The sequence below is a fragment of the Glutamicibacter sp. JC586 genome (assembly GCF_009805585.1).
GTDB lineage: Bacteria > Actinomycetota > Actinomycetes > Actinomycetales > Micrococcaceae > Glutamicibacter.
Map to the genome: position 1 here is coordinate 163,433 of NZ_VHIN01000010.1, position 13,546 is coordinate 176,978.

Annotated in this window: 10 protein-coding genes; 5 read left to right on the forward strand and 5 right to left on the reverse strand. The window is 55.6% G+C overall.

Going from position 1 to position 13,546, the window contains the following annotated elements:
• Positions 1-147 precede the first annotated feature (147 nt).
• Positions 148-1,695, reverse strand: coding sequence for a DEAD/DEAH box helicase (locus FJV47_RS08720; protein WP_159612059.1), 1,548 nt, complete (start codon positions 1,693-1,695; stop codon positions 148-150).
• Between the two features lie 307 nt (positions 1,696-2,002).
• Positions 2,003-4,045 carry an MMPL family transporter gene (locus tag FJV47_RS08725; protein WP_235026429.1) on the reverse strand — a complete coding sequence of 681 codons (2,043 nt, stop codon included), beginning with the start codon at positions 4,043-4,045 and terminating at the stop codon, positions 2,003-2,005.
• A 226-nt stretch (positions 4,046-4,271) separates the two neighbouring features.
• On the opposite strand from FJV47_RS08725, the gene FJV47_RS08730 reads away from it, so the two are divergent.
• The 4 genes from FJV47_RS08730 (at position 4,272) to FJV47_RS08745 (ending at position 8,015) form a co-directional block, all read left to right on the forward strand.
• On the forward strand, positions 4,272-4,748 hold the full coding sequence (locus FJV47_RS08730) for a MarR family winged helix-turn-helix transcriptional regulator (protein WP_159612061.1): 477 nt from the start codon (positions 4,272-4,274) through the stop codon (positions 4,746-4,748).
• A 33-nt stretch (positions 4,749-4,781) separates the two neighbouring features.
• On the forward strand, positions 4,782-5,405 hold the full coding sequence (locus tag FJV47_RS08735) for a LysE family transporter (RefSeq protein ID WP_159612063.1): 624 nt from the start codon (positions 4,782-4,784) through the stop codon (positions 5,403-5,405).
• Positions 5,406-5,500: 95 nt separating this feature from the next.
• Positions 5,501-6,010: a low molecular weight protein-tyrosine-phosphatase gene (locus FJV47_RS08740; protein WP_159612065.1), complete on the forward strand. Its 510-nt coding sequence runs from the start codon at positions 5,501-5,503 to the stop codon at positions 6,008-6,010.
• Positions 5,997-8,015 (forward strand): chorismate-binding protein, encoded by a 2,019-nt coding sequence (locus FJV47_RS08745; RefSeq protein WP_159612067.1) that lies wholly within the window; start codon positions 5,997-5,999, stop codon positions 8,013-8,015. Before FJV47_RS08740 ends, FJV47_RS08745 begins: the two co-directional genes overlap by 14 nt.
• Here FJV47_RS08745 and cls read toward each other — a convergent pair.
• A complete protein-coding gene (gene cls / locus FJV47_RS08750; RefSeq protein WP_200831980.1) occupies positions 8,002-9,474 on the reverse strand; it encodes a cardiolipin synthase in 1,473 nt (490 codons plus the stop codon). The two genes, FJV47_RS08745 and cls, sit on opposite strands and share 14 nt — an antisense overlap.
• A 192-nt stretch (positions 9,475-9,666) precedes the next feature.
• On the opposite strand from cls, the gene FJV47_RS08755 reads away from it, so the two are divergent.
• Entirely contained in the window at positions 9,667-10,542 is an 876-nt protein-coding gene (locus FJV47_RS08755; protein ID WP_159612069.1) for an aminodeoxychorismate lyase, read from the forward strand.
• Here FJV47_RS08755 and FJV47_RS08760 read toward each other — a convergent pair.
• Both FJV47_RS08760 and FJV47_RS08765 read right to left on the reverse strand, forming a co-directional pair.
• The gene (locus FJV47_RS08760; RefSeq protein ID WP_159612071.1) at positions 10,539-12,866 is read right to left on the reverse strand and encodes an ATP-binding cassette domain-containing protein; all 2,328 of its coding nucleotides are present in this window, start codon (positions 12,864-12,866) and stop codon (positions 10,539-10,541) included. The genes FJV47_RS08755 and FJV47_RS08760 overlap by 4 nt on opposite strands.
• On the reverse strand, positions 12,863-13,483 hold the full coding sequence (locus tag FJV47_RS08765) for an ECF transporter S component (RefSeq protein WP_159612073.1): 621 nt from the start codon (positions 13,481-13,483) through the stop codon (positions 12,863-12,865). Before FJV47_RS08765 ends, FJV47_RS08760 begins: the two co-directional genes overlap by 4 nt.
• Between the last annotated feature and the right edge of the window lie 63 nt (positions 13,484-13,546).

Consider the following 13,546-nt stretch of genomic DNA (forward strand, 5'->3'; position numbering starts at 1 on the left):
ACCGTTTCGCGGCTGATATTTACACACTTTTACACAGAAAGCGCTTGCAGATCTTAAATCTGATCAGCGCATTCAGCCGTAGGTGCGACAGAAGCCTCGACTAGTTCCAGTAATGGAATAGCCGAGGCTTCTACTCAGAATTGATTCTTAGCGACCGTTGCTCGCCGGGCTCGCGGCACGACGTGGACCACGCGAACGGCCACCGGCAGCAGCGCCGGCATTACGTCCACCGGTACGTGCGCCACGCGATGAGTTCGAAGGGCGTTCACTGTTTGCACCACGTGCCGAACGTGCTGGACGACCCGCGCTGGCACCGCGTGCTTCACGCGAAGTGCGCTCGGACTGACGCGGGGCACCTTCACGATCCGAACGGCGACGTTCGCCGCCACGGGCCTGGCCTTCGCCGGAAGAGTTACCACCGCGTGCATTGCGTCCACCATTGCGGCTGCCGCGTGCGTTGGACGATTCGCCTGCTGGCTTCTTCTTGGCCGGGTTGCGCTTCTGCTGAACTGGAGCAACATAAGGAACGTGCTCGGCAACTTCGCCAACAACCTTGGCTACCACTGGCGAGTCAAGGGTGACCTTTTCGAAAGGAACCTTCAAGCCAGCCTGCTTGAGCAACGAGGCCACGTCACCCTGCTGATCCGGGGTGCAGATGGTCACGACGGTGCCATCGGAACCGGCGCGTGCGGTACGACCCGAACGGTGGGTGTAAGCCTTGTGCTCTGCTGGCGGATCGATATGAACAACCAGTTCCACGCCATCAACGTGCACGCCGCGGGCTGCCACGTCGGTTGCCACCAACACCTTGGCCTCACCGGAAGCGAAAGCAGCCAGGTTACGGTCACGGGCATTCTGCGACAGGTTGCCGTGCAGGTCTACTGCTGGAACACCAGCCTTAGACAGGGTGACGGCCATCTTCTTGGCATGGTGCTTGGTGCGCATGAACATGATGCGACGAGCGGTACCCTGAGCCAGGACGCGGATCAGTTCTTTTTTATCATCGTTAGGGACCACAAATACGTGGTGTTCCATGGTGTTCACTGCAGCTTCAGGAGCATCCACGGAATGAACGGTTGGGTTGCTCAGGTAGCGCTTGACTACCTTGTCCACGCCATTATCCAAGGTCGCCGAGAACAGCATGTGCTGGATTCCGGTTGGCATGCGGTCCATGATGCGGCGCACCACGGGCAGGAAGCCCATGTCGGCCATGTGGTCAGCTTCGTCCAGCACGGAGATTTCCAGCTGGGAGAGGTCAACGATTTTCTGCTTGATCAGATCATCAAGGCGGCCTGGGCAAGCGATGACGATGTCTACGCCTTCGTTCACGGCCTTTTCCTGACGGCTCTGCGCCACGCCACCGTAGATGACGGTGGTGCGCAGGCCGCTGGCCTTTGCCAGTGGGTCGACAGTCTTGGCAATCTGGGTGGCAAGTTCACGGGTTGGTGCCATGATCAATGCGCGGGGGAAGCGGGCCTTACGGCGCTGCGGACGCTCGGAAAGGCGGGCTACCAACGGCAAGGAGAAAGCCAAGGTCTTGCCGGAGCCGGTCTGGCCACGGCCGAGAACATCGCCGCCGGCCAAAGTGGATGGCAAGGTGGCTTCCTGAATCGGGAAGGGAGTTTCGATTCCGCTCTCGGAAAGAACGTTGGCTAGATGTGCAGGCACGCCAAGGGCGCTAAAAGTTACGGACATATTCAAAACTTTCTCTCTGATTCGCACGCCTTAGCTAAGGCGCTGGGTCTCGCCGAGCCAGGAGGAAGTCCGCACCGCACATCACCAAGGGTGATCTGCGGGCACCGGTGAACCAACTCGGATCTAATCCGGGGATCATCTGGAGGGGAAATCTAAACTGTCGACGCATGCGTCCGGCCTTTCTGGCCAATCGCACAAGTATCTACTCTACAGTGCTTGAACACCTCAGGTCTGTGAGTCAGCCCGCTTCATTCGCAGAAATCCGGAGAGTTTCACCACTTTGTCGTAAGCGCGTGAATCATTTCTATCAACGACTAGCACCCTTCGTGTTGGCCAGTTTGGAAGGCCACCACACCTTGGGTCCGATGTCTTCAACCAGCGCGGGAACCAAGAGACTGCGCACTATGAAGGTATCTAAAAGCACACCAAAGGCAACAATAAAGCCGAGCTGACCGAGGAACATAATTGGTACCACGCCTAAGGCCGCGAAGGTTGCTGCCAGCACCACACCTGCCGAGGTGATGACCCCGCCAGTGACTTGCAGGCCTCGTCGCATCCCTTCATGGGTCCCTAGCTTCAGCGATTCCTCACGCACGCGGGTCATCAAGAAAATGTTGTAGTCCACCCCGAGCGCCACGAGGAAAACGAACCCAAATAACGGCACCGAGGGGTCAGCGCCCACATAGTTGAATACGTTGTTAAAGACCAAGGCGCTGACGCCCAGCGCGGTACCGTAGGACAGTACGGTAGTGAGCATGAGCAAGAAGGGTGCTAGTACCGAGCGCAGAAGCAACATGAGGATCACAAAGATCGCCACTAACGTTATGGGAATGATCTTGTACAAGTCCGTTTGCGCCGTCGCGTTGGTATCCAACTGAGTCGCTGTGGTGCCACCGACGAGGCTTTGGTGATCAATGAGGTGAACACTTTCTCGTAGCGCGAGAATGGTTGCCTTAGCTTGCTCGGAATCAGCGGCATCTCGCAGGGTCACCGAAATCAGATTCCGCCCGTCAACTTCGTATGCTGCTATTCCCCTTGCTTTCATGGCTGGTCCGCCGTTTTCAGCCTGCAAGTACGCAGAATCCACACCAGACACGCTGTTGACCGTGGCCAAGACCTCTTGGGCGTTCTCTGCTCTCACAATCACCGTGGCGGGAGAACCGGTTCCACCCGGGAAGTGTTCACCTAACGCGAGCTGGCCATCGCGAGCTTCTGAGCCACCGACGACAAGTTCACTTTGCGGTACGCCGTGGGCTTTGAGTTGAGTAACTCCTATTACGCCGGCGGCAAGGACCACAACGGTGATCATCCAAATGGGTCGGGGGTGTTTTGCGACGAAGCTGGCTATCCGTCCCCATAATCCATGGACGCCGTTTTCTACCTCTCTGCCGTGGCTAACCTTGGGCATGAAAGGCCAGTAGGCGGCCCGCCCCAGAAGACCTAAAGCTGCAGGTAAAAAGGTGAGCGCAGCGATTACCGCGAAGATTATTCCCGATGCACCTACCGGTCCCAGCGCTTTATTGGAGTTCAGATCAGAGAACAGCAAGCACAATAAACCTACTGTTACCGTTCCGCCCGAAGCGACGATCGGTTCCAACGAACTTTTAAAGGCGGTAGAAACTGCCTTCCACCGATCAGCACCGTGAACCAATGCCTCTTTGTGCCGGGCAACAAATAGCAGTGAATAGTCCGTAGCAGCACCAATGACCAAGATTGAAAGAATTCCCTGGGCCTGACCATCCAACCGGATCCAGCCTTCGCGTGCCATGAAATAGACGCAAAGGATCGCTGCACACAAAGCGACCATAGAAGTCATGAGCACCACCAGCGGCAATAGCAACGAGCGGTAAACCAACAGCAGGATAATCAAGACTGCACCGAGTGCTACCCCCAGCAGTATGCCGTCAATCCCGCCGAATGCCTCTGATAAGTCGGCGCTAAAACCGGCGGGTCCGGTCACATACGCAGTAGTGCCGTCAGGCTTTCCCGCATCAAGCCATGTCCTGAGCGCCTCAACACTTTCTTTGACCTTCACGTCACCAGAAAGCGGAACCAACAGTTCGGCTGCCAAACCATCCTGCGAAATAAAGGGGCCAACCACTACCCCATCGAGATACTGGAAGTTTTGGAGCTCCTCGGCGAGCGCTTTCACTGGCGTGCTAGCTAGTTGATTCCCAGCGGTGAGCACGACCACCGCGGGTATGGCTTGGGAGGTTTGAAATTTGTTCTGCCATTCAAGGGCTTTGGTGGCTTCAGAGGTGGCCGGCAAGAAGGCGGTCTGGTCAGTGGTTTGAACATCGGAAAGCTTCCCGAAGGTTGGTCCGCCGACGCCTGCAACACCGAGCCACATCAGCACAAGTACTGCGTAGATCCCTATTCTGATGGCGAAACTTTTCTTGTTGTTTGTTGGACGTGCTTGGCTTCTATCGAGTTCTACCTGTCGCACTGTGTGGATCCCCATCGGTTGTCGCACACTCAAATCTTGAGCAGTGATGCGTACCCAACATTACTTGAGATAGTTCGACGATGGAAGTATTTTCACTCTCTAGTAACTACACGGGACTAGTATGTCGCCTATGCACGCACGTGATGATCAGCACCTAGCAGTACTTCTACAACAGTTCAGCCAAGCGACCGACCGCTATATTGAATTCACCGGAGCACAATTTGGAACTCACCGAACCGACATGAACGCGTTGGCTATCATCGTCAACTTCGAACGCAGCGGTACCCTCCCCTCAGCCAAAGACCTGAGCGCCGAGCTACATTTGAGCGCCCCCGCCACCACGGCAATGCTGGACAGGCTGGCACGGTTTGACCTCATTGAACGAGAGCGTTCAACTCTAGATCGACGAGTCGTGCTGATCCGACCTACCACTGACGCACGAACCATGGGCAAAAGAATGTTTGGGCCATTGGCCAAGAAAATGATGGAGGTGAGCCAGAACTACAGCGCCCAAGAGCTGGAACTGCTCGCCCGGTTCCTCAGCGAAGCGATTGTCGGCGTGGATGAAGCACGTGAAGAATTTGTCGCTTCAAGTCCAAGAAATTAGTCCGACCCCGCGCCGAGAAACTAAGCTTATCCGGTGACCTTATCGCTGTGGCTTTCCCTTTTGACCGCTTGTGTTGTCATCAGCTTCACCCCTGGTGCCGGTGCCATCAACACCATGAATAACTCGATGCGTCAGGGATGGCGCACCTCCATCTGGGGGATTCTTGGACAGCAGATCGCCTTACTCATCCACGTGGTGATTGTGGCTGCGGGTGTTGGAATTCTTGTCGCGAACTCCCCCACGCTATTTGCTGCCATTCGTTACGCCGGTGCCGCCTATCTGGTCTACCTTGGCATCCGCATGTTGCTCTCAAAACCAGAGGTCGCCTCGGATGGGACCTCAACCGGCCAACGGCTCACCCGCCGCTCGATGATACGTCGCGGCCTGTTGGTGAACTTGCTGAATCCCAAAGCCATTGTTTTCTTCTTGGCATTCACACCTCAGTTCATCAACACCGATCAACCTCTACTGGGACAATACGCGGTATATATCGGTACCGTGATCGCCGTAGATATTTTGGTCATGTTTTTCTTCTTCGCTGGTACCGCACGCACTTTCCAGAAGTTCACCGCCACCTATCGCGGTGCCAAACTACTGAACATCATCTTTGGCATTCTCTTCATTCTTGTGGCGGCACTGCTACTGCTCATGCACTAAAAAGGAACCAAAACTATAAATCGTTATCGATTTAGAGTCGACTTTCGGGCGCGTAGGTATCGCTTCCACCCAAGAGATGCCCATAGACTTATGCCATGTTCCGGATAATGATCGTCTGCACGGGAAATATCTGTCGTTCACCGATGGCCGAATACATGCTCAAAGATGCCCTTAACACTGCTGATGTCACGCAGGTGCAGGTCATCTCACGAGCCATCACAGATGGTGAAGTCGGCAACCGTATCGATGAGCGCGCCGCGAGCATCCTACACAGTCACGGACTGGATGCCTCCGAACATGTGGCCGCCCAGGTTGACTCACATGAACTAGCTGACATGGATCTGGTCCTAGCTATGGACACCGACCACTTCGAGGAACTAGTACCCGAACTGGCCGAGATTGATCCGAGCCAGCGCCCCCAGCTTCGCATGTTCCGTTCCTTTGACCCGGACACCGCCAATGAGCCGCACGAAAACCAAGGTGTTTATGACCCTTGGTACGGAGACGCCGGCGATTTCCGTGAGTCATGGAAGCTCATCTCAGCAGCCCTGCCAGCCCTTGTAGATTACGTGCGGAGTAATATCGCTTCTCGTGGAAACCGCTAGACCAACACTTATTGCCATTGACGGACGTTCCGGATCAGGCAAAAGCACCTTCGCAACATCTCTAGCGCAGCACCTTGCAGAATCATCTCCTGTAGCTATTTTGCGCCTTGAAGACCTCTATCACGGTTGGCATGGGCTAGCCGATGCACAACTGCTGTACACCGAATTCTTGCCCGCTCTCATCGCCGGTCAAACGGTCGCCTATCCAACGTGGGACTGGGCCGCAGACGCGGTTGGTGCCGAACGTAGCTTCACTCCAACAAACATCCTGATCATTGAAGGCGTAGGAGCACTCAACGACCAAGCACGTGAATACATTGATTTCGGTATCTGGCTAGAAGCCCCGGAGGACTTTCGGCGCGAACGAGCTTTAGCCCGAGACGGTCAAACCTACCGACCTTTTTGGTCCACTTGGGCAGAACAAGAACAGGCGTACCTGCAAAGCAATACACCTGCAAGCAACGCAGATCTGCAGGTGAATACCTCAGAAATTTCCGATCCATTGCTGACCCTTCGAACGCTTGGTCATTTTCTTCCGCAAAAGCTCACCGAGCGCCTTGGCTGGGAAGAAACGGCCCCACATCGTCCCGTATGGCGACAGAGTTACCAAGCACCCATGGACGTCGCGGCGCTCTTTGAACAGCTCACCAAGCATCTTCCACACGCTGCTCTTTTGGAATCGACCAGCCAACACCTCGATGATCCACTGGGCCGAAATCGCTTTTCCATCTTGGCCTTTTCCACCGAATCTCACCCACCAACTCTCACCGCGACACAATCCGGAACGTTTATCGCTTTAGGTTCAGCGCGTCTTAGATTGGGCCAAAATTTCTTTGACTCGCTGGGGGCTCTATGGCCTACCAATCACCAGTTGCTCTCTGCCTACCCGCTTCCTTTATGGGTTGGATATCTGGGTTACGAGCTCAAACGTGAAGTGCGCGCCTCAAATATCAGTGCGGTGATCGCTGCGGGAACTACCCGAGCTGATGCACAATTTTTCGCACCTGACACCATTGTTGTCGTTGATCATCAGCTCAATCAGATGCACCTACACAGCATCAATAATCCAGCAGCGCCAATCTCGATTCTGTTGGGCAATCCGCCTGAGGATCGAGAGAGCAGCATGCTGCCAGTGCCCACTTTTACTTGTGCTGATTCGGCCGAGGGATATCAGCAGAAAATTCTTCGCGCCCAACACGAGATCTATGAGGGCAACACCTACGAAGTCTGTTTAACCACTGAATTAACAGCCAAGGTCAACGACTTTGATCCCTTTGAAGCCTATTGCAGAATGCGATTATCCAGCCCTGCACCTTTCGCACATTATCTGCGTATCGCTGATCTCGAAGTGGCCAGCATGTCCCCCGAACGGTTCTTAGCTTTATCGCAAGATGCGCAACTTCGTGCCGAACCCATCAAGGGCACACGAAAACGTGGCATGGATGAAGACAGCGATTTAGCGCTCAAGCATGATCTGGCAACGCATCCAAAGGACCGTGCAGAGAACATCATGATCGTAGATCTTCTGCGTAATGATCTCTCACATTTCGCAGTCCCTGGATCGGTGAGGGTCACGCGGTTGTGTTCGGTGGAAAGTTACGCCACAGTTCATCAGATGGTTTCCACTATTGATGCCACGCTGCGCGATCCTCAACTGGCTGCCGCGGCTCTGCGCGAGGCGTTCCCGCCCGGTTCAATGACTGGCGCTCCGAAGCTCTCCACGATGAATATCCTTGATGAGCTTGAAGAGCATCGAGCCCGTGGCCTGTATTCGGGCGCTGTAGGTTATCTTGGGGCAGACGGCGCGGCCGACTTTTCCGTAGTGATCCGCACGTTAGTTTGTGACCGGCTCGAAGATCAGTCTTGGCGGTTATCTCTTGGGCTCGGTGGAGCGATTACTGCCGACTCGGATCCGCAGGACGAATGGGATGAAGTCATTACCAAATCTCGCGGAGTGCTCCAGTCCCTCGGAGCAAGCTTCCCGCACACGACTACTGCAGTGTAGCGGTCAGTCGGGCCACGTTATCGATCCAGCGCTGCATGCGCGGACGACGACGCCACTGACCCAACGTGATCTCCGTGGAAATTTCTCGGTAATGGTTTTGCACGTCGTTGACTGCATTGACCATGTCCTTGCCCAGGAGCATGACCGAAATTTCCATGTTCAAACTGAACGAGCGCATATCCATATTTGAGGAGCCCACCACCGCGACGTCATCATCGACGGTGAAGCACTTGGTGTGCAGAACCATCGGAGCCGGGTAACAGTGGATCCTCACCCCTGCTTCGAGCAGCTGCTGATAGTAGGACTGCTGTGCATGGTGCACCAAAAACTGGTCCCCTTCTTCACAGACATAGAGCTCTACCTCTACCCCGCGCTGGGCTGCAGTGGTGATCGCGTACAGCATGGAATCATCGGGTACAAAGTATGGACTGGTGATTTCTAGGCGTTCGGAAGCCGAATAGATCAGTGTATTAAACAGTCGCAGATTGTTCTCTTTACCGAAGCCCGGACCGCTTGGAAGCAACTGAGCCAATGTTGAACCTGGACGTTCTTCATAGGCCAGTGGGTGTCTGGCCTCGTTCATGTCCATCAGTACTTCTTCGTCGTTTTCTTCCTGCCACCAGTCGATAGCGAAGGTTACGTCTAAGCTTCGTACCAGCGGACCTTCAACGCGCAGCATCATTTCGACCCACTCGCGTCCGACCTTATGTGAAGACTTGCGCTTGTAACCAGGCTCAATCAGGTTCTGACTTCCGGTGAATCCGACCTCACCATCAATCACCAAAATCTTGCGGTGGTTACGCAAATCTGGGCGGCGCCAGCGACGACCGATCAGGTCGATAGGTAGCATGGGGCGCCAGTTGATGCCTGACTTTTTCAGTCGCTTCTTCAGATCGCGGTAGCCCTTGACGCGCAAGGTACCCAGGTGGTCAAAGAGCAGACGCACGTGCACCCCGCGGTCTGCGGCGCGCTCTAGAGCATCAAGGACTGGGCCCACATACTCTTCATCGTCGCCCATGATGTAGAACTGGATATGGATGTAACGGGTTGCTTTGTCGATTTCTCGACGCATCGACTCCATGGAGTAACGGTAATTAGAAATGACCTCAACGCTGTTGCCGCCTTCTAACGGCATGGCGCCCAAATTGCGGTTCAGATTGACCGCAGATTCAACCCATTCTTCTTGCGAGTGAAATTCTTCGGGCAACTGCAGGTGCTTGGTTGCATCCATGATTTGCTCACGAGCACGTTGCTGTTTCTCCAGTCGGCTGCGCGAGAGGCGTGGGTTGGCAAAGAGCCAGTACGCCAACAGACCGACTACAGGCAGGAAGAAAATTCCCAAAAGCCACGCCATCGCTGTGGTGGGTCGTCGGTTTCCGGGAACAATGCCGATCATGAAGTACCGAACTACCAATTCAATGGCCACAAGAATGCTCCACAGCACACTACCGATCTGCATTAGCACTTCATTACTCGGTAACATTTGTGGCACACCTCTTCGTTACGCATGATGATGGTCGAAAATTCCGGCACTGATCTGCGTAATACAGCTCAAATTCCTTCGCCTAGCTTATCTAAGTTTTACAAAGATGTCTGAACTCCACCCGGTCTAAAGCTCACACATGGGCTATAGGTTCGATAATCTGTAACTATGAGTTCTCTTGTATTCTTGGATCCGGCCTATCCGGCGGGCTATTTAGCCGACATTTCCGCACCACAACTTCCAGTCACCGTTCAGGGAGTCACCCGCGGAGACGGCATCTTCGAATCGATGCTCTACACCAACCAAGCGGTTCGCAAATTTGAGGCGCATCTGGCCCGCCTTGCTAGCTCGGCAGAGCTTTCAGACCTGATCATCCCGGATGCTCGCACCTGGTATGCGGCAGTTGATACTGCTGTAGCTGACTTTGACGCCACCGGCGGCGCCGAGGAAGCCGTGGTCAAATTGATCGCTGCCCGTGGTGAGCACGATGATGATCCGGCGATCTGTTGGGTTACCGTGACTCCTGCTCCTGCAGCTGGCAAAGAACAGCGTGAAACCGGAGTGGACGTACTTCTATTGGATCGTGGCTACGACTCCAAGCTTGCCGAACGTGCACCGTGGTTGATGATGGGCGCGAAGACGCTGTCGTACTCAATCAATATGGCCGCTTTACGTTACGCCCGCAAGCACGGTGCACAGGACGTCATCTTCACTTCCGCTGATGGCATCGTATTGGAAGCCCCTACCTCCACCGTGTTAGTGGCCCAGCGCGATGGTGAGACCAAACGTCTGCTCACCCCAATGCTGGAGACCGGGATTCTTCCCGGCACCACGCAGAGCGCGATCTTTGATGCTGCAGCCCAGGATGGCTGGGAGCTGGGCTATGGTCCATTGCGCCCTGAAGATCTCTACCAGGCCGACGGCGTTTGGCTAGTCTCTTCGATTCGTCTACTCACCCCGGTGCGCACTCTTGATGCCAAGCCGTTGCGCTTGGACGCTGAGCTCCATGAAGAACTCAGCGCCCTGAGCGAAGCAATTCGCTAATTCCAGACGAGGTTGTAGGTGCCGGCCCACAGGGCCGCACCTATGGCAGCGGCACCTATAACAAGGCCCGCGAGCAGCACCGCGGCATCGGTTTTGCTAAAGGTTGCGGTGCGGATCCAGGTGCGCTTGGCTGTCCCGAAACCCTTGGCTTCCATAGTTGTTGCCAGCCGGCCAGCACGACGTATCCCCTGCACCAACAGGGCCAAACTCTGCCCAAGGGTTGCGCTGATCCGCTGAAGCGGCGTGCCAAAGTTTCCGACACCACGTGCTCTTCGAGCCAAGGTGAGAGTCGTAAACTCCTCAATCATCAAACCCAATAACCGCATGCCGGCCAAGGCGCCGAGCACAAAGCGATGTGGGACCTTCAGCTGCTGGGACAGTGCCCCGCCCAAGTCGCTCGGGTTTGTCGTCGCCAGCAATAAAATGCAAGGAATAGCTAAGGCGAAGGCCCGAAGCCCGGTTGCGATACCACCTTGCACAGACCCTTCGGTGATGCTGAACAGGCCCAGCTGAGCATAGACCGCACCACTATCTTGACCGACCAGGGCAATACCCCAAGCCGCACAAACACCAGCTACCAGAAGCGGCCATGCACGCTTGAAGAACTTCAGCGGGCTGAGCCCGGCCAGCGGGAAGATCAAAGCGGTAAAAACGATAATGACCGAGGCAGAGACCGCATCCAAGGTGCTAATCAACGGCAACGTCGCTGCGGCGACCGCACCAAGTTTGGCCAAGGGATTCACCTGAGCTAACCAACTGTGCCCCACAGGGGCATCAAGCACTGGCCCCCTTGGTTCGGATTTTTCTCCGCCAGTTGATGCGGACAAATGAATTTGTTCGGCCTGCAAAACACTGGCTAGGTGTTCATCATGGGTGACAGCGATAATGGCGGTTTGATGCTCTAACTGTTCCACCAGCAACTGGGCCAGCTCTCGCCAGGTGTTGGCGTCCTGCCCGAAGGTTGGCTCGTCGAGGATCAACACCGCTGGAGAGGCCGCCAAAACTGTACCAACCGAGAGTCGACGTTTCTCCCCACCAGAAAGGGTAAAGGGGTTCGCCTCAGCCAGATGTTGCAGACCCAATCGTTGCAATAACGATTCCACCAGCTGATCAACTTCATCTGGATCGTATTTCAGTTCCTGGCCTGCATTGGCTTTAGCTCGTAACGGAGCAAATGCTAATTCTTCACGGACCGTTTGCGCTACAAACTGATGTTCAGGTTCCTGGAACACTGAACCAATCCGGCCAATCAAGGCACCGGCTTTCCAACTAAACGGGGAGTTGTTCAGCCCATTGGCCAGTTCCTCGCTGGCTTCAAGCTGTCCACCAGCAGGAGTCAGTAGTCCGCCAAGGGTCAAAGCCAGCGTGGACTTGCCAGCACCATTTTCTCCGCGGATCACCGTTGCCGTTCCCGCGCGCACTTGCAAGTCTACGGATCGGGTACGCGGCGCCTGCTTACCTCGGGCGCTGACCAAGCCTGTGGCTTGAAGCAAGATAGCGCCGGGCTGGGCAGTGACCTGGCGAACCTGTGGGAGGACGCCGGGGATCCATAGTCCGGCCTCGGCAAGTTCAGCACGCAGCTTGTCGTCTTCCATGAGTTGATACGGGGCTAGATCATGGGCGACCCCGCCACCTGGTTCAAGGACGATAATGCGGTCCATATGCTGCGCCCATACTTCCAGCCGGTGTTCAACGACCAGCAAGGTGGCGCCGCTGAGCGTAGCCGCGTTGAGCACAGCATCACGCAACGGGCCAACACCTTCAGGATCCACGTTGGCCGTTGGCTCATCAAGCAGCATCAAACTCGGACGCATGGCCAAAATACCCGCCAGGGCTAGCCGCTGTTTTTGTCCACCGGAGAGTTCTTGGGTCCGGTGATCAAAAGATAACATCCCCAAGCCCACAGCATCCAAAACTTCAGGGATGCGGGCGCGAATGTTTTCTGGGTCTACTGCGAGATTCTCTGCGCCGAAAGCAACATCATCAGATACTCGGCTCTGCACCACTTGGGTCTCAGGATCTTGCTGCATGAGTCCTACAGGACGCTCACGTGCAAAGGCATCTGCCCCGTCAATCAATAGCTCCCCGAGCATTGGCTGGGAGTCGTCTACTTCCAACAATCCGGCCAATGCATGCAGTAACGTCGATTTTCCTGCCCCCGAAGGACCAACCAGCAGTACTTTTTGGCCAGCCTGAATTTCAAGATCTAGACCAGCAACGGCCGGGGCTGTCCTATCGGCATGCTGCCAGCCAAAACCTCGCGCAGAAATTTCCGCACCACGCTGAACTTGTGCCTCAGCACCACGATTGGCCAGCGAACTCATTTGCCGGCCAGTTTCCCGGTCTCAAGGTGAGCCCGGCGGCTGGCCAGTGCGCTCAGTGCGCCGGTCTTTGCCAGGGCCCGGGTGGCAAACCAGGACAGTAAGCCCGCGACGATCAAGCCCGAGGCGCCGGTCGCGATCACGTGGAACAGCTTCAACGCTGGGGTGTACTCAACGTAGTAAGCCAAAATGTAGGCTTCGGAGATGCCGGCAAAAAGACCGGAGAACAACCCAGCGAGCAATGAAACACCCAAGTTCCATTTACGGTAGCGTACTGCTGCGAAGATCAGTTCGGCGCCAAGACCCTGGACGAGGCCAGAGAACAAGACGGTCAGCCCATAGTGCGATCCGAGCAAAGCTTCAATGACTGCTGCCAGCAATTCGCAGTACAGTGCCGCGCCCGGCTTGCGGATGATCAGTCCACCGAGCACTGCTGGGAACAGCCATACGCCGGTGAGCAGTGCTGCTGCTGGCGGGAAGGCTACGAATGCGAGGGAGAAGAGCCCGTACCCAGCGCTCCACGCCCAGAAGATGACACCGGAAGCAACTGCGATCACTGAGGCGACGACGATGTCGACAACGCGCCAGCTGGTTCGTTGTTGTGCGACTGCTTGGTTCATTGATGGTCCCCCTATATTTAGGAGGGGAGATGTACGGACCACATGGGCATAGTGCCACACCTG

Bases quoted from the DNA above. Each gene is read 5' to 3' on its own strand.
- FJV47_RS08720 (WP_159612059.1), bottom strand. From the start codon at position 1,695: ATGTCCGTAACTTTTAGCGCCCTTGGCGTGCCTGCACATCTAGCCAAC.
- FJV47_RS08725 (WP_235026429.1), bottom strand. From the start codon at position 4,045: ATGTGGCTCGGTGTTGCAGGCGTCGGCGGACCAACCTTCGGGAAGCTT.
- FJV47_RS08730 (WP_159612061.1), top strand. From the start codon at position 4,272: ATGCACGCACGTGATGATCAGCACCTAGCAGTACTTCTACAACAGTTC.
- FJV47_RS08740 (WP_159612065.1), top strand. From the start codon at position 5,501: ATGTTCCGGATAATGATCGTCTGCACGGGAAATATCTGTCGTTCACCG.
- cls (WP_200831980.1), bottom strand. From the start codon at position 9,474: ATGCAGATCGGTAGTGTGCTGTGGAGCATTCTTGTGGCCATTGAATTG.
- FJV47_RS08755 (WP_159612069.1), top strand. From the start codon at position 9,667: ATGAGTTCTCTTGTATTCTTGGATCCGGCCTATCCGGCGGGCTATTTA.
- FJV47_RS08760 (WP_159612071.1), bottom strand. From the start codon at position 12,866: ATGAGTTCGCTGGCCAATCGTGGTGCTGAGGCACAAGTTCAGCGTGGT.
- FJV47_RS08765 (WP_159612073.1), bottom strand. From the start codon at position 13,483: ATGAACCAAGCAGTCGCACAACAACGAACCAGCTGGCGCGTTGTCGAC.